The 21763-nt window shown below is 46.9% G+C and carries 13 protein-coding genes; 6 read left to right on the forward strand and 7 right to left on the reverse strand.

Annotated features, from left to right (window positions below):
* Positions 1-30 precede the first annotated feature (30 nt).
* From P150_RS0102465 to P150_RS0102480, 4 genes are all read right to left on the reverse strand, one after another.
* Complete coding sequence (locus P150_RS0102465) at positions 31-2529, reverse strand: BamA/TamA family outer membrane protein (protein ID WP_081819259.1); 2499 nt, start codon at positions 2527-2529, stop codon at positions 31-33.
* Positions 2513-7636, reverse strand: coding sequence for a translocation/assembly module TamB domain-containing protein (locus tag P150_RS0102470; RefSeq protein ID WP_028896341.1), 5124 nt, complete (start codon positions 7634-7636; stop codon positions 2513-2515). Before P150_RS0102470 ends, P150_RS0102465 begins: the two co-directional genes overlap by 17 nt.
* A gap of 648 nt (positions 7637-8284) precedes the next feature.
* Positions 8285-8956 carry a YggS family pyridoxal phosphate-dependent enzyme gene (locus tag P150_RS0102475; protein ID WP_028896342.1) on the reverse strand — a complete coding sequence of 224 codons (672 nt, stop codon included), beginning with the start codon at positions 8954-8956 and terminating at the stop codon, positions 8285-8287.
* A gap of 77 nt (positions 8957-9033) precedes the next feature.
* Positions 9034-9519 carry a DUF4494 domain-containing protein gene (locus tag P150_RS0102480; protein ID WP_028896343.1) on the reverse strand — a complete coding sequence of 162 codons (486 nt, stop codon included), beginning with the start codon at positions 9517-9519 and terminating at the stop codon, positions 9034-9036.
* A 205-nt stretch (positions 9520-9724) separates the two neighbouring features.
* Between P150_RS0102480 and P150_RS0102485 the strand changes: the two genes are divergently transcribed.
* The 5 genes from P150_RS0102485 (at position 9725) to P150_RS0102505 (ending at position 17709) form a co-directional block, all read left to right on the forward strand.
* Positions 9725-10930, forward strand: coding sequence for a pyridoxal phosphate-dependent aminotransferase (locus tag P150_RS0102485; protein ID WP_028896344.1), 1206 nt, complete (start codon positions 9725-9727; stop codon positions 10928-10930).
* 8 nt (positions 10931-10938) lie between these two features.
* Positions 10939-12186 (forward strand): FtsX-like permease family protein, encoded by a 1248-nt coding sequence (locus tag P150_RS0102490; RefSeq protein ID WP_028896345.1) that lies wholly within the window; start codon positions 10939-10941, stop codon positions 12184-12186.
* Between the two features lie 150 nt (positions 12187-12336).
* Positions 12337-14007: an AMP-binding protein gene (locus P150_RS0102495; protein WP_028896346.1), complete on the forward strand. Its 1671-nt coding sequence runs from the start codon at positions 12337-12339 to the stop codon at positions 14005-14007.
* A 186-nt stretch (positions 14008-14193) separates the two neighbouring features.
* The gene (locus tag P150_RS0102500; RefSeq protein ID WP_028896347.1) at positions 14194-15855 is read left to right on the forward strand and encodes an AMP-binding protein; all 1662 of its coding nucleotides are present in this window, start codon (positions 14194-14196) and stop codon (positions 15853-15855) included.
* A gap of 486 nt (positions 15856-16341) precedes the next feature.
* Positions 16342-17709, forward strand: coding sequence for an Ig-like domain-containing protein (locus tag P150_RS0102505; RefSeq protein WP_028896348.1), 1368 nt, complete (start codon positions 16342-16344; stop codon positions 17707-17709).
* Between the two features lie 200 nt (positions 17710-17909).
* On the opposite strand, the gene P150_RS0102510 is transcribed toward P150_RS0102505, so the two are convergent.
* Together P150_RS0102510 and lepA are read right to left on the reverse strand one after the other, a co-directional pair.
* Complete coding sequence (locus P150_RS0102510) at positions 17910-18503, reverse strand: Crp/Fnr family transcriptional regulator (protein WP_028896349.1); 594 nt, start codon at positions 18501-18503, stop codon at positions 17910-17912.
* A gap of 24 nt (positions 18504-18527) precedes the next feature.
* Positions 18528-20309: a translation elongation factor 4 gene (lepA, locus tag P150_RS0102515; RefSeq protein WP_028896350.1), complete on the reverse strand. Its 1782-nt coding sequence runs from the start codon at positions 20307-20309 to the stop codon at positions 18528-18530.
* A gap of 175 nt (positions 20310-20484) precedes the next feature.
* On the opposite strand from lepA, the gene P150_RS0102520 reads away from it, so the two are divergent.
* Positions 20485-20877, forward strand: a complete 393-nt coding sequence (locus P150_RS0102520; protein WP_051617493.1) for a hypothetical protein — start codon at positions 20485-20487, stop codon at positions 20875-20877.
* Between the two features lie 135 nt (positions 20878-21012).
* Here P150_RS0102520 and P150_RS0102525 read toward each other — a convergent pair whose 3' ends face one another.
* On the reverse strand, positions 21013-21750 hold the full coding sequence (locus P150_RS0102525) for a YebC/PmpR family DNA-binding transcriptional regulator (RefSeq protein ID WP_028896352.1): 738 nt from the start codon (positions 21748-21750) through the stop codon (positions 21013-21015).
* Positions 21751-21763: the final 13 nt, after the last annotated feature.

Here is a 21763-nt window from a genome sequence, read left to right on the forward strand (position 1 = left end):
TGATGTAAAATGATTTGAATCACGACACTATCAGAACGGCATTCCGATGGCAAAATGCAATGCCTGCGCATCGCGGAATCGGTCGATATTGTAGAATCCGCTCTTGCCTGTCTCGTAAGGCACGTGCAGACCGACGCCCCAGTCCACGCGAACCATAAAGAAACCGAGGTCGTAGCGAAGTCCTACACCTGTACCGAACGCCAGTTCCTTGAAGAAATTGTTGAATTTGAACTGCGAACCGGGACGGCCGTCGTCGTTATGGAGCGTCCAGACATTTCCGGCATCGAGGAAAGCCGCGCCGTAGAGATTGCCGATGAGGTGCGGACGGTACTCGAGATTCATCTGTATTTTCACCTCGCCAGTCTGTTCCACATACGAACGTGTACTGAACTCGGGAATATACTTGCCCGGTCCTATCTCGCGCACGTTGAAAGCACGGATGCTGTTTGCGCCTCCCACGAAGAACTGTTCGGAGTATGGGGCAAAACTGCTGTTTCCGTAAGCCCATATTACGCCTCCGTTCACGTGGGCTGCAATGGAGGTTTTGGACGAAAGTGTCCACAGTTTGGTAAAGTTCGTCTCTAATTTCACGAATTGTGCAAATGGATTCTTGAACATTGTCTTGTTCCTTTCACTCCATTTCTCGCCGAATGCGGCATAGCCTGCCGAAAGAACATTGGACGCTTCGCTTACCGTTGTCCACCAACGAATCGGATTCGCATAGTTCATCGGGCTTTGATAGGTGTACTGGAGACTGGCTTTCGGGATGAACTGGTCGGCCATCGACACTTCCAGATAAGGTATGTCGTTTATCAGCGTGAGGAAACGGTCGGTTACGCTGTGCATATATTCATACGAGAGCGACAACGGTTTGAAGATAAACGAATTGCGCTCGTTGGGCATCCAACTGTAAGCCAGTTCGCCCGATACGACGTGCCGCTTGAAATACCGCGAACGGTTCAGTACGTTTACCGATGCGCTGAGCGTGGTCATCGGTGTTTCAAAATATTTCCGACGAGGTTTGGGAGCCAGTGGCGTTTCGCCTCTCGCCAATGCTTCCTCACGTTTGCGGCGAATGCGTGCCCTCCGTATGCGGGGCGGTACTTGGAAAGGATTCACGATTCGTGGAAATTGCAGGCTTGCTTCGGCTCCGTATTCATAATCGTTCACACCTGCCATTTCATCGTCGTCGCTACGGTTTGTTATCCATTCGTAAGCTCCGTGCAGACGGATGTTGAGCAGCTCGCCGCCACGGAACGCATTGCGCTTCGTAAGACCGACAACCAGCTCCGGACCATACTTTCCTGTGGTTTTTCCACGGCCATAAGCCTCAACGTAGAAGTCGTAAGGCTTGTCGAAAATGGCATCGAGCGTCATATCGAGAATGCTGCAAGTGTCGGTACTGTCGTGTGGAGCGAAGGTAAAGTTTGTGGAAGTGAAAAGCCCGGTTGCGTTGATTTTCTCCAGACTTTCCTGATATTTCTCCAGACTGTAAAGGTCGCCACGACGCATCTGAAGGTCGTTTGAAAGCACACGGGTGCGCAATGGCGAACGGCTGCCGTTGTAATTGATGGTAAAGTTGCGTGTCTTGCGCTGATTGTGCAGTTCCTCGAGGAAATTTCTCTGAAGATTGATGGTTATTTCTCCAATTCTCCACTTGCGAATCGACTTGTCGCTCACGGAATCCGCCATCTGCAAGCGCATAATTGCCTTGCCGGGAACGAGCGTTGTATCGGCAAGATAGCTCGCATCGTTGTTCTGATAGTAATAATAGCCGTTGTCCCGGAAGAGAGTCGTGATGCGCTGTCGTTCCCCTTCAAGCGTAGCCACGTCGAAAGGGTCGCCATTGTGGATGACGGCATTCGCACTGTCGGAACGTATCAGGCTGTCGGCCTCGGGGGGGAAGTTTGTGTATTGCAGGCTGTCGATGGTCCAGAGGTGTCCCATATCCACAAAATACTGCATCTTCATCTTCTTAGGATGGGACTGCGGTACTTCCTTATAAGTGATTTTTCCGTTGAAATAGCCTCGCTTGTCGAGAAGATTCTCGCCCACCGTTACGTGCAGGTCGGGCGCAACGTGGCTCATCAGCACGGGCTGTGAGCCGAAAGCACGGGTCATCCATCGGCCGAATCCAGTTGTGTCGGGCGAAAAGGCATTCCAGATCCACAAGCCGATGGGGAACGGTGACTTCAAGGATGGACTGCCGAAGAGCGAGCCGTTCGGCGTGGTGGCAAGTACAAGATCCAACTCTTCCTGCACAGACGGAAAGTGATTGTTCTTTTCGTAGTTGGAATATTGCGTCGTCTTCATTCCGGTATATAAGTGTTCGCCGTCGGGAATCGCGTTGGTCGTGCTGCAAGAAGCCAAAACAGACAGGAGCAGACAGATAAATATGCCTGCAAAGAGGACGTTTCGGAACGCATTTTGGATGCCGTTGAGGGTACTTCTGCCTGTGTCGTCTTCCTTTTTATAAGGATTGGCACGCTTCTCGCCCACCACTATATACTGATTACTTTTTCTTTCCATTCTCAAAGTTGATTAAACTGTCGCGGGATGTCGGCTGTTGTGGGGCAGATGTGTCTTCGCCGTTGCTCCTGAACTTGAAGATGTCCTTGAAATGACGGAGTTTTCTGCGCCACATAAAACCGATTCCGTATTCGCCTTGCTCTCCTTCGAGCCAGTCGTAAGCCTCGCGCTCGTAGTAAAGTTTCAGATATTTCGTTTCTTTCTTGTTCAATCTGTACTCCACGGACAGGTTATCAAAGAAGGCTCCGTTGCGTTCCGAGAATTGAGAACCGGTAGAAACACGTCCTCCCATAATGATTCTCAGTCGGTTGTCCCACAATCTCTTCGAGAATTTGAAGGTATAATCCGTGTGCAGACTGCCGTTGGCGTCCGCCGCACTCTCCATATTTGCAGTTATATCAAGCCCCATTGAGTTCAGAGCCTTGCCGGTAATGGAGTTCACCTGACTTTGAAGGAAGCCTGCCAGTGCGCTGTTCATAGCCGTGTTGGCGTTGGAATTGTTGGCACCGTCGAAATACATTCCCGAAGCCAACATCGTTACGGCGAGCTTTGAACGCTCTTCCGCACTCTTGGTACTGAGCGTATTCTGCATTTCTTGGTCTTCGGGAGCATCTATTATAAACTCAACGCCGGGCTTGGGGAATCTCTTTGTAAGACGAACTCCACAAGCAAAGTCCACCAGTCGTCCCTGTCCTGTACCGTCGGAAACGCTCGTCTTGATGTCTTCCGTAGCTTCAATGCTCAGCAACGGCTGCATCGGGTCGCCCGAAAATTCGAGATACGAACCTTCCTGAATGTTGAATGTGCGCAAAGGAATAATCGGAAGCGAATACTTCATCACACCACTGTTGAGCGTATATCGGCCACGGAGCTGAATACTGTTGGTCGGATCGTAGTTCATTGTGAGAGAACCGCCGCCGAAAAGGTCGATATAATTGGACTTATCGGAATTGAGCGCACAGACAATATGCGCCTGTTCGTCGATATCTATGCCCAACTGCATACTGAAACCAGTAATGTCGGGTCGCCGAATCACGTCGGGCGTGGAATCATTGAGGTTCGTAAACTGCACCAAATCCTTGAGTTCATTGTCCGTTGTCAGCGTTGCATCGCGCAGAACATAGGTCATATCCGTCGTTCCGAGCACATCCAGCTTGCCACGCAAATTAAGATTGGAGAGCAATCCCTGCATACGTCCGTTGAAATTGACGAATGCCTTGCCGAAAACCTCCGAACGGGGATTCTCCTTTGCATCGATGATTTCAAAGTTTTCGGCACGCATCCGTACATCCATCTTCATACGGTCGAAGCTCGAGAAGTCGAGATAGCCTGCCATTGTAAGCGGGGAATCGTTGTTGGCAAACATTTCAAAGTTCTCAAATTCCACACGGCTGTCCTTAATCAGCACAGGGTCGTCGGCAAACCGCATATCAATTCCATAAGGGATACTTACAAGATGCGCCGAATCCAAGTAGAGTTCGCCATCTATATCCAACTGATTCAGCGGTCCCTGAACCGACAACAGTCCTTCGCCCTCACCACGCAAGCCCACTATCTGGTCGGGAACGAAGCCGTTGATATAGCTCAACGGGAAACGGTCCATACGGAAATCGGCATCCAGATAGCCCTCTCCGTCGCTCTTGTAACTGCCCGAAAGTTCGCCCACCTGCCTGTTTCCCTTCGTAAGGATAGCATCAATCTTGTGCGTTCCATCCTCGAGAGGAATGTAAACGAACTGCGCTCCCACGTTGCCCATCGCACTGTTCTCGTATATCATATCCCTGATGGTCATATCACTGGACACCGTAAGGTCGCTTTTTGTCTGAACAATGTGATAATCGCCATCGAGAACACCCGACATCTTTGGTGCCAACGGAAGCACGGAGAGCAACTGTCCGATTTCAAACTTGTGCATTGAGAGCGTCAGATTCTGCAAGGAAGCCGTGTCGGCATCCTCCGTGAGCAACTGAATACCTCCTCCATCGTCTGCCATCAACTGCAAATCCGCCGACAATCGCCGGTCTTTTCCTATATAAACATAGTTGTCCTCGTTTACATTAAACTGCTTATAGCCCAGAATCGCCTTCGAGGAAGTGAGGTTCAGCTTGATACCTTCGGCTGCCATTGCAGCTTGCGTGGACAGTGCCAACGCAGGCTTGTCCTTCATATCCATTACTGCAAGCGAGGCATTGATGCCGTGTTCAAAGAAAGAACCCTGAAGGTAACCCTTGTAAGGATAGTCGTTGTCGGGTCCATTGAGCAGGGCCGCCTCATATTCAAGCCCCTGTTGTCCGGTACTTAATTCTATCTGCATCGTGTCGATGCGCAAACTGTCGTACACGAGCCTATCAATGAGAATCTGTCCATTCAATCCTCTCGACGGAGACGACGTTATATCAATGTTAGCCGAATTGAAAGCGTAGCCCCTTTCTGCCAGCAAACGACTGAAAAGATTGCCTGAACCACTTTCAAGAATGAATCGTCCGGTGGGCAGATTGCGCTGCAAAGCCAACTGGTCGATGGTCTTGTTAGCCAACTGCTTGCCCAAATCGCGCGATATATTGCCGAAAGACGCAAGCACCTGCTTGTAGCTTCCGTCCAAATCGGTGTTGAGCAGGAAATCGCCTGCACGAATAACGGCGTGCGTGGTGTCTCTCCGGCTCAGCACATCAAGGCTCACATCGCCCGGAACATAGGCCTTGTCGCGTGTCTGCACCTGCAAATCGCCGAGCATTCCCTTTACCATCAGGTCGTCTTTCATATCAGACGAGAAATCGACGTTGGCAGAGAAGTTCGTGCTGAACGGCTGATCCACAATGCCCAACTGATAGAAATCGGCATTGGCAACAAGTCCGTTGAGACTGCCCTTAATATCATTGCCCGACATACTTGCGCCAAGATTGAAACTTCCGGCCAACAATCCCACCGTATTCGAGCCACGAACCTCGTTCAGTTTCAGGTCGCCCAGATAGCCGCTGACAGAATACCGGTCATTCATATTCGACTTGAAATCAATGTCGGCATCGGTAGAGAGTTCGTAAACCTGACTTACAAGCCCCAGACCTTTCAGGTCGGCTTTCGCCAGATGTCCCTTTATGTGCGAATCGAGATTGCTTCCCTGCACGGCAGCCGTAAGATTAAAGTCGCCCACAACCAGTTTTCGGCTGCGTATCAGCCCAGCATCGGTAAGCGAGAAATCGAGCAACTTGCCCTTGATATAATGCCTGTCGTTGAGATTCGACCTCACATCCACGTCTGCCCACGCACTGATTACGTAAGCATCGTTCATTGCGCCGAGCCGTTTCAGGTCTATCCGTTTCAACATCCCCTTCAGATGGCCGTCCACCAGCTTGTCCGTGAACTTACCGCTGAACGAGAAATTCCCGCCGAGCATCCTGTTCGTGCTGTTGATTGTCGCCTTCGTGAATCCGTTTTTCATCGTGATTCTGCCCTTGATACCGTCAAGAACATAATCCTGATATTGGAATCTGCCGATGTCGGCACTGAGATTTACGGCAGCATTGGGACTGAAAAAGTCCATTCCGTGTCCACTTGCCGAGACCGTTCCGCTGAACGGATGCAAGCCCATTGTGGGCAGAAATTCCTGTAATTGCAGATTGTTTGCCTTTGCCGTAAGGTTATATGCGTCGTTTCGTGTGTCGTAGCTTCCCCTGACGTGGACATTTCCCCGTCTTTCCGACAAATGAATGTCTGCCGTATAAACGCTTTCGCGAATCTTCACATTGCCGTTGATTCCCATTCCGTGAGGGAATTTCACGGTTTTCGCCACCTCTCTCGGCAAGAGTTTGCCCACGAAGTCGAGATTCTCTGCCTTTCCTTTCAGCGCAATATCCGAACGCATACGTGCTGGCTCTGTGGGATTGGCTATCCATCCCGTAGCGGTCAGGTCGAAATTGCCGGGCATTGCCAAGTGCAACTGCCTGAAAGTGGCGTATTTCATATTTCCCTGTAAAAGCCCCTGTACGTTAATCGGCTTTTGAGGAATGGCATTCAGCATCTTCGGGTCGAGAGAAGTGAGGAACGGTTTCAGGTCGGCTACGGACAGAAAACCGTCCAACCTCGTATAGAGTTTACCGGGATTGACCTCCGAGAAAGCATTCATTTCCATCCGGAACGCCCCTGCCAGCTCCGTTCCGGGCATTTTCAGATACATTTCCGGCAGATGAATGGCAACGGAATCCATTGAGAACGGACCACGAAAATCCTGTATCACAAGCCCGCTCTTCTCCTTGAAGTTTGCCGTTCGCACCCTCGCTGCAATCTTCGGAGCTGCATACACGAAGGAATCTACGCCTATGTTCAGTTCGCTCATAGCGATATAGCTCGCATCGAAACCACGCCTTGCACGAGGCTCATAGTTCAAATCGTAGTTGAGCGAGCCACCGTTCCAGTCCAGCGAGCTTACCTTATAAATGCTCTTGTCCAAGGCAAGTTCGGTGTTTTTCGCCGCAGCCTTCTCAAAATTCGCACGCACACTCATCGTATCCCCCGGCAGGTGCAGCCGGAAGTCGGTCTTCGCAATCCTCAACATATCAATATTGATTCTGTTGAGCGCATTTTCGGAAGATGTGTCTTCGGGAACGGTGTCTGCAAGGGCTATGTCGAGCCAGCCTCCTTCGATGTCGGCAAAGTTGATCCGCAGCGAATCTCCTCCGAACGTGAAACCGCGGCTGACCAGTTTCAGTTTTTCAAGATTGGCTTTAACTTGCAGATCGCCTATAAAGTTCGTGGTATTCGCCTTCAGACGTCGGAAAGAAAATTCGTCTATTTCCACTTTTCCGCTGAAAAGCGGCATCATTCTCACTTGCAGCACAAGACTTTCCACGTCGGCAACGGTATCGTTGCGCTCGGGAATGGAGTCGTTGGGCTTCAATGCCAGCAAGCCGTCGAGCTGAAGGTCGATGGGAAAGGAAAGATTCACTTGCTCAATGCTGACCCTCATTCCCGTTTTCTCAGAGGCATAGGATGCCGCCTGCCTTACAGCCCAGTTCTGAACGGGCGGCAAGTAAAGCAGCAATGTAAGAATAAGAAAGAGTACGACCGGCGCAAGAACGATTGCCACGAGCCATTTCATTGTTTTCTTCATACCCAGATGCCTTTGACAGTAGCTACATTATTATATAACAACATTGCAAAGTAACACAAAAAAACTGGAATTACGAAAAATCTACACATTAATTTTACGATATTAATATGCAACGCTCGGGATAGACGGACAAGCGTACAAGGAAACAAGCCTGAGAGGCAAGCGCAAATATATCTTTCCGTTCTGAATAATCTTAACAAAACACTCTCCATAATTCGATTATTTTGAACGAAATGTTTTTTATTTTCAAATACGCGAGTTTTGCGTGTGCAATCTTAAACTACTATATATCAACACACTAAGAGCAACACACCAGTCAATGTGCAGAAAGAAAGCATCAGAGACTTCCCAAACAGAACATTATATCATACCAAAAGAACAGAATTTACAGTAAATTCCTCACGGAAACGGCATACGTTCTTGCGAAGAACGATTTGCATTTATCGCAAGAATGGAAGACAATCTTCGGATATTTCAGAAACAATGTTCCCAAAACTAAAAAACATTGGTGGGAAGAAGGCTGAAAATTCTCCAGATTACTGAAAAATTTTATGCGTTTTTCGGTAAATGGATTTTACAAAAAAGAATTGCAAGTGCCATTGGGGAATGAAACCTCAATGGCACTTGCAATTCTTAATTCCACATCAATCAATATATGCGTGGGCCGAAAATGGCCGTACCCACTCTTACCATCGTGGAGTTGCATTCGATGGCTATCGGGTAATCGTCGCTCATTCCCCAAGAGCGTTCCCTGAAATCGTCGTCATCGGCAAAATACGTTGCCTTGATTTCGTCAAAGAAATCAGATGCCGTCATCATCTCTTTACGAATCTGCTGCTCGTCGTCCGTGTTGGAAGCCATCATCATAATGCCCGAGATATGCACGCCTTTCATTTCCCGCCATTCGCCCGATGCCAGAAATTCCCGGCATTCATCGAGCTTGAAGCCGTACTTTGATTCCTCTTCGGCAATGTGCAGTTCGAGCAGAACATTGATAACTCTTTCGTTCTTCAGGGCTTGCTTGTTGATTTCCCTCATCAGTTTCACAGAATCAACAGCCTCTATCATCGAGATATAAGGTGCTATGTACTTTACCTTGTTCGTTTGCAGATGCCCGATAAAATGCCATTCAATGTCTTTCGGCAGGGTTTTCGCCTTCTGCGAAAGCTCCTGTTCGTGGCTTTCGCCGAACACGCGCTGCCCTTCGGCGTAAGCGACTTCCAGATATTCGTTGGGATGAAACTTACTGACGGCTATCAATCTCACGCCGTCAGGAATGTTTGCCATCACATCGTGCAAACTCTTGGCTACATCAAACATATTTTCAATCAGTATTTAAAGGTTAGGTCAGTGTTGCGGGATGGAGATACGCGACGCACCTCCATTCCTCCGGGATTTTACCCTTCGTATTCAGGCTTTGCATCGGCAGCCTTGGAAGCCGAACGGTGCTCGAAAACGTCCATTATCTTTGTGTCGGCGATTGACACGATGGCGTAGTCTATCATCGTCTGTCCCATCACTTCGTCCACGTGCTTCACGGCACCGTTTACCGAGTTTGCCTGAACGAGATAGGTAATGTAGGAACGTTTCTCCTTTTCCGTCTTTTCGTCAATCATGATAAAAGAGAGTCTTGCCTTGTACCACTTGTCGTCCATATCGCCGTCGCTGAAGAAGATTTCCCCATACACGGCAGGCGTGATTGCCTTCACGTCGAACTCGCCGCTTATATAGTGCGACATTTCCTCCGTTATGGCACTTTCTGCCTCGGAAAAGCTCAACGCCTCCACGGTGTAAGCCTCTGTAACCTTCTTGTTCTGACCATCTTCCATCGTCTTGTCGTAGCGCACCTTGGTCTCGAACCACTTGCTTGTCTTACTTCTCATCTTATGATTATTTTATACCGCACGACCTGTGTCGGGCTGTTTTTAATGTTTATACTTATGCAAAAGTAGTAAAAAAGTCTGGCTTAATCTGAAAAATGTGCCATTAAAATAAAAAAAATATCTATCTTTGCATATCATAATATCAGCACAAGGTTTCATAATGTAAGCCTTCTCGATATTAAAGTATTAATTTAAAGTAGAAACTATGCCGGAAATATCAGTTCGAGGACTTCAAATGTCTGAATCACCTATCAGAAAACTGACACCGTTGGCCGAAGATGCAAAGAAACGGGGCGTCAAAGTTTATCATTTAAATATCGGACAGCCAGATCTGCCAACTCCACAGTGTGGACGCGATGCGCTGAAGAATATCAACGGAACCGTTATGGAGTATTCTCCGTCGCAGGGCTATGCTTCCTATCGCGGGAAACTTTGTGGATTCTACAAGAAATCCGACATCAGTCTTGATGCAGACGACATCATCATCACGGCAGGTGGTTCGGAAGCCGTGCTGTTTGCATTTATGGCTTGCCTGAATCCGGGCGACGAAGTCATCCTGCCCGAGCCTGCCTATGCCAACTATATGACTTTCGCCATTTCCGCCGGTGCGACAGTCAGACCTATCCCCACTTCCATCGAAGAGGGATTTGCATTGCCGAAGGTTGAGAAGTTTGAAGAACTGATAAACGAGCGCACAAAGGCCATTATGATATGCAACCCTAACAATCCGACGGGTTATCTCTACACGCATAAGGAAATGGAGCAGATAAGAGACATTGTGAAGAAGTACGACCTCTATCTGATTTCGGATGAGGTGTATCGTGAATACAATTACACCGGTCTGCCATATATATCGGCTATGCACCTCGAAGGAATCGAGCAGAACACGATTATGATAGATTCCGTTTCCAAGCGTTACAGCGAGTGCGGCATACGCATCGGTGCGCTTATCACTAAGAATGAGGAAGTCAGGAAGACGGTAATGAAGTTCTGTCAGGCGCGTCTTTCTCCTCCATTGATCGGTCAGATAGTTGCCGAAGCCAGTCTGGATGCGCCCGAGGAATACTACCGAGAGGTGTATGATGAGTATGTGGAGCGCAGAAAATGCCTCATTGACGGACTGAACAACATTCCGGGAGTCTATTCTCCTGTTCCGATGGGTGCATTCTATACGGTGGCGAAACTTCCGGTAGACAATGCCGACAAGTTCTGCCGATGGTGTCTGACCGACTTTCAATACGAAGGCGAAACTGTAATGATCGCTCCCGCATCGGGATTCTACATCACTCCGGGCGCAGGCATCGACCAAGTGCGCATTGCCTACGTGCTCAAACGTGAGGAATTGCAGCGTGCCCTGACCGTTCTTCAAAAGGCTTTGGAGCAGTATCCCGGCAGAAAAATAAGCGAATAATACGATATATGAACTTTCCATTATTTATAGCGAGAAAGATAAACGACAGCGGGGATAAGACCAGAAAGGTTTCCAAGCCTGCCATCCGAATTGCCACTTTCGGCGTGGCTATTGGTCTTGCCGTTATGATAGTGTCGGTTTGCGTGGTATTGGGATTCAAACACTCCGTGCGCAACAAGGTAATAGGGTTCGGAAGCCATATTACCGTTGCCGACTTTATGACTTTGCAGAGTTCCGAACAATATCCTATTCAGATTACGGACAGCGTGAGGAACGCATTGGCAAAGGTAAAAGGTGTGAAGCACGTGCAGAGATTCGCCTACACACAGGGCATATTGAAAACCGATGACGACTTTCTTGGTATGGTATTGAAAGGTGTCGGACCTGAGTTCGACTCCACTTTCATTCATCAGAATATGCTGGAAGGCAGTATTCCCGTCTTTTCAGACAGTGCCAATCAGCAGAAGATTGTCATATCGAAGACCATTGCCGACAAGCTGAATCTGAAACTGGGGCAGAGCATCTTCGCCTATTTTGTGAATAAAGATGGGGTGCGCACGCGTAAATTCACAATCAACGGAATTTACGAAACGAATATGAAGCATTTCGACTCGCAGATCTGCTTTACCGATTTATACACAACGAACAAGCTAAACGGCTGGGCTGCCGATCAATATTCGGGGGCAGAATTGCAGGTGAACGACTTTGAGAAGCTCGACGAAACGGCACTGAATGTCTTGAAAAGCGTGAAGAATAAGACAGACGACTACGAAGGTACTTATTCTGCCGATACTGTCATCGAACAGTATCCACAGATATTTTCTTGGCTCGACCTGATGGATCTTAACGTTTGGATGATTCTCGCCCTGATGGTGGCAGTTGCCGGCGTAACGATGATTTCCGGTCTTCTCATTATCATACTGGAGCGCACGCAGATGATTGGTTTACTCAAAGCAATGGGCGCAAAGAACAGACAGATAAGAAGTATATTCCTCTGGTTTGCCACCTTTATCATCGGCAAGGGACTGCTGTGGGGCAACATTGTTGGAATAGGAATCATATTAATCCAGAAGTATTTCGGACTGATTGAGCTGAATCCACAGACCTATTATGTGAGTACGGTACCCGTGGAAATCAACATTCCCCTGATCTTAGCCCTGAACATAGCCACATTATTAATATGTGTGTTCGTGCTCATCGCACCGAGTTTCCTCATAAGTCATATTCATCCTGCCAAATCAATGCACTACGAATAGACGGAAAAACTATATTAAACTATTGAGTTTTTGATAATTACAACATTTTTAAACAGAAAAAGCGAATTAAAGAACACATTTTTCTGCACAAAACGTTTTGAAATGAGCAAAAAATAAAGTAACTTTGCACGCAATTAACAAATGTGTGCAATGGATTCAATACCAAGTTTCAACTCATACATAGAGAACAGTATCAAGGATAACTGGGAAAAGGACGCCTTGACAGACTATCACGGGGCGACACTCCAGTACCACGACGTGGCAAGAAAGATTGAAAAACTGCATATCCTTTTTGAATACAGTGGGCTAAAGAAAGGAGACAAAGTGGGATTGTGCGGACGAAACTCCTCAATGTGGGCAGTCTGCTATCTGGCAACCCTTACATACGGAGCTGTGGCTGTGCCGATTCAGAACGAATTTACGCCCGAACAAGTCTACAACATCGTAAATCATTCCGAATCAAGACTTCTTTTCGTCGGCGACGTCGTTGCTCCAACGTTGGATGCAGCGCAAATGCCCAATCTTGAAGGCATCATTTATATCCCGGACTTGTCGTTGGTAATGTCAAGGTCGGAACAACTAACGTATGCACGTGAGAATCTGAACGCCATCTTCGGACAGAAATTCCCTAAATATTTCCACAAGGAGCACGTAAGCTACCATATTGACTGTGCGGAAGAACTGGCTCTGATCAACTATACCAGCGGAACAACCGGCTTTTCAAAAGGCGTAATGATTCCTTATCGTGCGTTATGGAGCAACTTGGATTGGGCAAACAGCGAGTTCGGCGTGCATATTCCGAAGCACTCCAACATCCTTTGCACGTTGCCGATGGCTCATATGTACGGTATGACGTGCGAGTTCATCTTCAACATCTGCTTCGGAAACCATCTCTTCTTCCTCACAAGGCTGCCCAGTCCAACGCTGATTTCAGAGGCTTGCAGCGAAGTAAAGCCGGCAATGGTCGTTGCAGTTCCGTTGGTTGTAGACAAGATTATACGCAAAAAGATATTTCCACAGATTGACAACAGAGCCACTTCAATGCTGTTGAAAATGCCCGTTATCAACAAGAAAATCAAGGAAAAGATCCGCAACCTTGTAATGGAGGCATTCGGAGGAAACGCCTATCAGGTAATGACCGGTGGTGCGGCGTTGAACAAGGAAATTGAAGATTTCCTCACAAGCATTGATTTTCCCGTGAATGCGGGCTATGGAACAACGGAAACTGCTCCGATGATCACATACAGCGACCAGTCGGATTTCGTGGGAGGTTCGTGCGGCACCATCGTAAAGCACATGGAAATGAAGATTCTCAGTTCCGACCCAAAGACCATTCCGGGCGAAATCATCGCACGAGGATTAAACGTAATGCAGGGCTATTTCAAGAACGAAGAAGCCACAAAAGCCGTGCTCGACAGCGACGGATGGTATCATACGGGCGACCTTGCCACAATGGATGAAACCGGACACGTATTCATCCGAGGCAGAATAAAGAATATGCTGCTCGGCGCAAACGGGCAGAATATCTACCCGGAAGAAATAGAAGACAAGCTCAACTCAATGGCAATGGTCAGCGAAAGCCTGATAATCCAAAACGGCGACAAGCTGATCGGACTTGTAGTACCCGATATGGAGGAAGCATCCTCAATGGGTTTCAGCGAGGAAGACCTGCAAAGCATTATGGAAGAAAACCGTAATGCCCTCAACCAAATCCTCCCGACATTCTGCAAGATATCGACTATCAGAATCCAACAAGAGGAATTCAAGAAAACTCCCAAGAAGAGTATCAAGCGTTATTTATATCAGAACGCAGAAGTATAACACATAAAAGGCATTAAGTACCACTGATTTATTCCTTCAACGTCCGCTGCACCGTTATGCAGTAATTGGAGGATAAATCAGTGGTATTTTTGTTCTATTTAGAACGACAAGGCTAAAAAACTGCACATTATTTTTTGAATTGTGCAGATTTATGGCTATCTTTGCACTTAGCTTAAACATTATGCGATGGAAAAAATACCAAGTTTTAATGAAATGATAGAAAAGAGCATTATTTCCCATTGGGATTTGGACGCTCTTACAGACTATAAAGGAAAGACCCTTCAGTATCACGATGTGGCTCGAAAGATTGAGAAAATCCACATTATGTTTGAAGCAAGCGGTGTAGTGAAAGGCGACAAAATAGCTATTTGTGGCAGAAATTCATCTATGTGGGCTGTTGCATTCCTTGCAACACTCACATACGGAGCGATTGCAGTCCCCATTCTGCACGAATTTACACCCGATCAGGTACACAACATTGTGAACCATTCCGACTCAAAGATTCTCTTTGTGGGCGACGTTGTGGCAACAGAAGTCGATGCAACAAAGATGCCGGGACTCGAAGGCATTATCTATCTGCCCGACCTCTCGCTCGTTATCAGCCGAACAGAGAAGCTCACATACGCCCGCGAACATCTGAACGAGATGTTCGGTAAGAAATATCCGAAATATTTCCGACAGGAACACGTTCACTACTACCGTGAACAAAGTCCCGACGAACTGGCACTTATCAACTACACAAGCGGCACTACCGGCCGTTCAAAGGGCGTTATGATTCCCTACCGTGCAATGTGGAGCAATGCAGACTTCGCCATCCACGTGCTCGGAAAGCAAATCAAGGCAGGCGACAACGTAATCAGCATCCTGCCGATGGCGCACATGTACGGAATGGCCTTCGAGTTTATCTTTGAATTCATCCACGGAGTACATATATTCTTCCTTACCCGTATGCCGTCGCCGGCCATCATTGCTCAGGCACTTGCCGAAGTGAAGCCCTGCATAATGATTGCCGTGCCGCTCGTTATCGAGAAAATCATCCGCAAGCGCGTGTTCCCAAAGATTCAGAACAACAAGATGAAGCTCCTCCTCAATATGCCGATGATCAACAAGAAGGTAAAGGAGAAGATTCGCGAACAGGTGTATCAGGCGTTCGGAGGCAATCTTTACGAGGTAATCATTGGCGGAGCCGCGCTCAACAAAGAAATTGAAGCCTTCCTGAAAGACATCGAATTTCCATTTACCGTTGGCTACGGAGCCACGGAATGTGCGCCGATTATCTGTTACAGCGACTGGAAGACATTCGCAGAAGGCTCTTGCGGCAGGGCGGCACTCCATCAGAAAGTGCGTATCGACAGCTCCGATCCGGAGAACATTGCCGGAGAAATCCTCACAAAAGGCCCCAACGTGCTTCTCGGCTACTACAAGAATGAGGAGGACACAGCGCGCGCCATCGACAAGGATAACTGGTTCCATACCGGCGACCTCGGCACGATGGACGCTGAAGGAAACGTATTTATCCGTGGACGCTCAAAGAATATGCTCTTGGGAAGCAACGGACAGAACATCTACCCTGAAGAGATAGAAGACAAGTTGAGTTCGCTCCCACTCGTTGCAGAGTGTCTCGTGATTCAGCGTGAGGAAAAACTCGTCGCACTGGTCTATCCCGACCACGAGGAAGCCAAGAACTTGGGATTGAGTGATAATGATATCAGAAACATTATGAACGAGAACAAGACGCAGCTCAATGCCGCTACCCCAGCCTACTGTAATGTTTCGGATTTGGAAATACTCGACGAAGAGTTCCAAAAGACTCCAAAGAAGTCTATCAAACGATACCTATACAAGTAGGAAAAGAAATGCTCTTCAGTCTGATACAGTCCTAAAGTTCTGAAAACAGCACTAAAATTCAAACTGAGAACGCATTTCTCTCAAACGAATGCACATTAATTTCATATAGATTAAGCCCTCAAACTCTCGCAGTTTGAGGGCTTTTTCATTGCTCCATCAAAACGTTGGAAAGCATTGCCAACAGAAAAATGAGACAATCTTTCCACCATTAAAAAGAACACTCATAACACATTGAATATAAACCACTTACAAACACTCTACAAACATGCGAAGATTGCAGCTCATTCTTCGCAAAAATGGAATGCAAATGTGCGAAGATTGAATTGCATTCTTCGCACGTTTGCATCACAACGGAATAACGCCCATTTCTCTCTACATAAAAAACAGGCACAATAATTTGTAAAACTGCTTTAATTTGATTATTTTTGTAACGAACTAAACAATAGTACAACAATCTATTGATTCATAACCAAATTTATATCCATTATGAAAAAACAAAAAATTTCATTCATCCTAATGCTTCTCGGCATTATTATGTTCGCAGCTTGCTCTGACAAGGACGAGCCGGAACAGTCGTTTACAATCTCCGTGAAACCTGCCACGCTATCGCTTATCGTAGGACAGAGTGAAACACTCACCGTAACCGGTGCGCCCAAAGATGCAGAAATAATATGGAGATCGTCCAACGAGCAAGTTGCTAAAGTGCGAAACGGCAGAGTGGAAGCAGTCGGAGAAGGCTCTGCCAACATTATGGTTATTGCCAGAAAAGGCAATATCTCTTCTGAAGCACAGTGCCAAATTACTGTCAAGAAAGCTGTTTTGGAGAAGTATATCAGCTTTGACGATGCCTACCTGAACAAGACTTTGCTGGAGATTCCCGGTCTGGATGCCAATAAAGACGGTGAGATTTCGCCCGAAGAAGCCAAGACCATACACAAACTCAACTTCAGCTATCCGGCAGGCGAAAGTGTTCCCGCTGAGAAAACCATCAAGAGTCTAAAGGGTCTGGAATATTTTGTAAACCTCGATACGCTTACATTGAACTATCATAAAATATCCGATGCCACCCCTATCAGCAAGCTGAGCAAACTCTCGCAACTGCACTTAGGCGGTAATCCCATCACGGCTATCGACCTTTCAAACCTCAAGGAACTGAGAGACTTGCGCATCTTCAAGTGTGAAATAGCCAATCTGAACCTTGCCAACAACACCAAACTGGAGATATTGGACATTCACAATACGAGCATCGGCAGCATAGACCTCACCTCACTCAAAGAGCTTTCAATTATCGTGGCGCGTGAAACGAAGCTCACAAAGATTGAACTCAAAGACCTGCCAAAGCTCACTGGCGTAGACTTGCGCCAAAGTCTGCTGCAAGAAATAGTTGTAAGCAATTTGCCGAAACTGGAAAAACTGTATATCGAACAAAACCAAATCAGCAAGATTCAGCTCAGCAACCTGCCCGAACTGCAACATCTCGTAGCTTATGAGAACCAGATCAGCAAGATAGATTTCAGTCTTCCGAAACTGATGTTCCTCACTATCCACCAGAATAAAATTACCGAAGCCGACTTCAGCAAGATGCCTATGCTCTTCCGTTGCTATATGAGCAACAACCTTTTGAAGAAAGCCGACTTCAGCAACAATAAGGTTATCGCACAAATAGAAATGTCGGAAATGCCGAATCTCGAACTCATCGACCTGAAAAACGGCGAATTTTCGGATAATGCCGAATACGAAATGCTGTATAACAACGTCAAGTTGAAGAAGATACGCGTAGACAGCGGCGCAGAAGAAACCTATGTGAAGGGCTTAGTAAAGAATTTCCCGGACATTGAAGTGGTAACAGAGTAGGAGAAATAAGGCAGATAAGTGTGAATGATAAAGAAACCTTCTCATAAATTTGGTGATTTCTTTACTTATTCTATTATCAACTTATTCCAAACCTGGCTATAAACAAAAAAGCGATGTGCGTTTATGAATATACGCACATCGCTTTTTCTTATCACTTATGTTGCACTCTTCTTCAGAAAAACCTGTATGGAAGAATGTCTTTAATCGAGCAGAGTGGACGCACGCACACGGCTCAGCGTCTCGGGTGTCATCTGCAAATAACTTGCAATATACACCAATGGGGCACGGAGAATAACCTGTGGGTTCAGCTTGCACATCTTCTTGTATCTGTCCTGAGCCGTCTCGAAACGCACGAGGTCGGCGTGTATCTGGGAAATAATCAGGCTCTCTTCCAATATCTTACGATACAGAATCTGAATATTCACGTTGTGCAAAGCCACTTGCTCCAATCTATGTTTCGGCAAAGCATATACCAAAGTCGGTTCCAACGCTTCCACTTGGAGCTTTGTCGGCTCTTCGCGGAACAGACTCTCGATACACATAAAGATGGTACGGTCTTCTCCCAGATGTTCGGTAATCTGCTTGCCGTTCTTGAAATAGAACTGGCGAATCAGTCCACGCTCAATGTAATAGATACTGTTGCAAACTTCGCCTTCCTTCAGAATCATCTCGCCTTTCGCATACTTGCGTGGGACAAGAATACTTTCCAACACGTCAAGCTCATCGTGAGTCATTGTGCTGTACTTCCTCGCCAACTCACGCGCTATATCTCTGGTTTCGATGGTTTCTTTCATTATGTTATTTCTCCTAAATGGTTTCTAATCCAACTTCAATACGGCCAAGAACGCTTTCTGCGGCACCTGTACATTGCCCACCTGCTTCATACGTTTCTTACCTTTCTTCTGTTTTTCCAAGAGCTTTCGCTTTCTGCTCACGTCACCACCATAACACTTAGCCGTTACGTCCTTGCGCACCTGCTTGATGGTTTCGCGCGCCACAATCTTCCCTCCGATGGCTGCCTGAATGGCAATATCAAACTGCTGGCGAGGAATCAGTTCCTTTAATTTCTCGCACATTCTGCGTCCGAAGGCTACGGCGTTGCTGTCGTGAGTCAGCGTAGATAGTGCGTCCACAGGCTCTCCATTCAGCAATATGTCCAGTTTTGCCAGTTTCGACGGACGGAACGAGTCTATATGATAATCGAATGAAGCATATCCCTTGGAAATACTCTTCAGTTTATCGTAGAAATCTATCACGATTTCGCCCAACGGAATCATAAAAATCAGTTCCAGACGGTTGCCGCTCACGTAGTTCTGACTGACGAGTTCGCCTCGTTTGTCCAGACAGAGCGTCATAATCGGACCGATATAATCAGCCGAAGTAATGATGGATGCCTTGATATACGGCTCTTCAATATGCTCAATCATCGTAGGTTCAGGCAGCCCCGATGGGTTATGCACCTCGCGGATCTCGCCCAACTTGTCGTAAACCATATAGCTTACGTTCGGAACGGTCGTAATCACATCCATATTGAACTCACGGTCCAGACGTTCCTGAATGATTTCCATGTGCAGAAGTCCGAGGAATCCGCATCGGAAACCGAATCCCAGAGCCTGAGAACTTTCAGGAGAGAATGTCAGCGAGGCATCGTTCAACTGTAATTTCTCCAAGGATGCACGCAGGTTTTCGTAATCACTCGGATCAACCGGATATACGCCGGCAAACACCATAGGCTTAACCACTTGAAAACCTTCGATGGCACTTTCGCAAGGACGATCAATATGCGTTACGGTATCGCCCACTTTCACTTCACGTGCGTTCTTAATGCCCGATATTATATATCCTACCTCGCCCGTACTCAGCTCTTTCGTAGGCTTCATATCCATCTTCAGCACGCCCACTTCGTCGGCATCGTATTCCATTCCCGTCTGAACGAACTTCACTTTGTCGCCTTTCTTTATCGTTCCGTTCGTTACCTTGCAGAGCGTGATAATGCCGCGGAAGGAATTGAAAATGGAATCGAAAATCAATGCCTGCAACGGCGCGTTCTTGTCGCCCACAGGTGCAGGCACACGCTTGATGATTGCATCCAGAATGGCAGGTACACCTTCTCCGGTCTTGCCACTGGCACGAATGATGTCCTCTCGTTCGCAGCCAATGAGGTCGATGATTTCGTCCTCAACTTCCTCCGGCATAGCGTTAGGCATATCAATCTTGTTGATTACCGGAATAATCTCGAGATTGTTATCAATGGCCATATACAGGTTGGAAATGGTCTGTGCCTGAACGCCTTGCGTGGAATCGACTATGAGCAGCGCACCCTCGCACGCCGCAATACTTCGCGAAACCTCATAGGAAAAGTCTACGTGTCCCGGAGTGTCAATCAGGTTGAGCACGTACTTCGTTCCCTCTTGTTCGTACTCCATCTGAATGGCGTGACTCTTGATTGTGATTCCTCTCTCACGTTCCAAATCCATATCATCAAGCATCTGACCACTCGTTACCTGAATAGTTTTCGTAAACTCCAAGAGACGGTCGGCTAATGTGGATTTTCCGTGATCAATATGCGCAATGATACAGAAATTTCTTATATGATCCATTGAAATATTATTCTTTTATCAGGCAAAATTACGAATAAAAAGCGAAATATACGAAAGAACAATTCATAAAATACTACATTTTTTCTATCTTTGCATTCTGATTATTCGGATGATTTCATTTGGAAAGCAACTCCGATTCATCTTCACAACAATTCCAATAAAACGTTTTATAGTGATGAAAAAGTTTTTTGTTTTCTGCATTGCAGCCTTATCGCTCGCCGGATGCCACGACAGCTTGGAAGAACGTGCCAAAAAAGACACGGAAATGTACACGCTCAAGAAGTGTCCTACGCCGATTATCTACAATGAACGCACCGACAGTATCGTTTTTGAGCCCGACACCCGAACGCTGCACTATCATCTTTCACTGTTCAATGAAGCTGACGATGATGCCGTCATAGCCTTGGTAAAGGATAAAAAGACTGCAAATCTGCTTGAAATCCTGAAGAATGATATGCAGAGAAAGGCCTATAAGGACGAAGGATTCAATTTCAGATACACCTACGTATCGGGCAAGAATCCGAAGAAGGTCTACATAGACGTAATTTTCAAGAAAGGAGATTATTAAGATTATCTGCCGGAAGAAACGGCAAAACCAGATAATAGAACAAAAAGAACATTGTCTTACAATATTCAAACGGAGTGTTCCAATATTCATTTGAATACCGGAACACTCCGTTCTCCTTATATTATTAAGTCAATATTATTCAGCTTTATCAGCCGGTTTCATATTGGTATATACATTCTGCACGTCGTCGAAGTCTTCGAGCTTGTCAATCATCTTCTCAATCGTCTCACGTTCTTCATCGCTAACTTCCTTCAAATCGTTAGGAATGCGTGTGAACTCTGCCGATGTGATTTCAAAACCGTTGTCTTCCAAGTGCTTCTGAATCTCACCGAAACTTGTCGGTTCGCCGTAGATGGTGATTTCTCCCTCTTCTTCGTCGAGGTCGAACTCATCTTCCACTCCGTAATCAATCAAATCGAGAATCAATTCATCCATATCCAGTCCTTCCTTCGCCTTGAAACTGAACACAGACTTGTGGTCGAAGAGGAACGAAAGTGAACCCTGCGTACCGAGTGTGCCATTGAACTTGTTGAATACCGAACGGACATCACCCACGGTGCGTGTGGTATTGTCGGTCAAGGTATCCACGAAGATGGCAATTCCGTGAGGTCCGTATCCTTCATACGGCACTTCCTTGTAGTCGCTTGTATCCTTACCCATAGCGTTCTTGATGGCACGCTGGATATTGTCCTTTGGCATATTCTCGCGCTTACAAGTTGCGATAATCGCACGCAAGCGTGGGTTTGTTTCCGGTTCAGGGCCACCAGCCTTTACGGCGATAGCGATTTCCTTACCCAATTTTGTGAAAGTACGAGCCATGTGGCCCCATCTCTTCAGCTTAGCAGCTTTACGATATTCAAATGCTCTTCCCATTGGAATTGTTCAT

This window comes from Prevotella sp. HUN102 (assembly GCF_000688375.1).
Lineage (GTDB): Bacteria > Bacteroidota > Bacteroidia > Bacteroidales > Bacteroidaceae > Prevotella.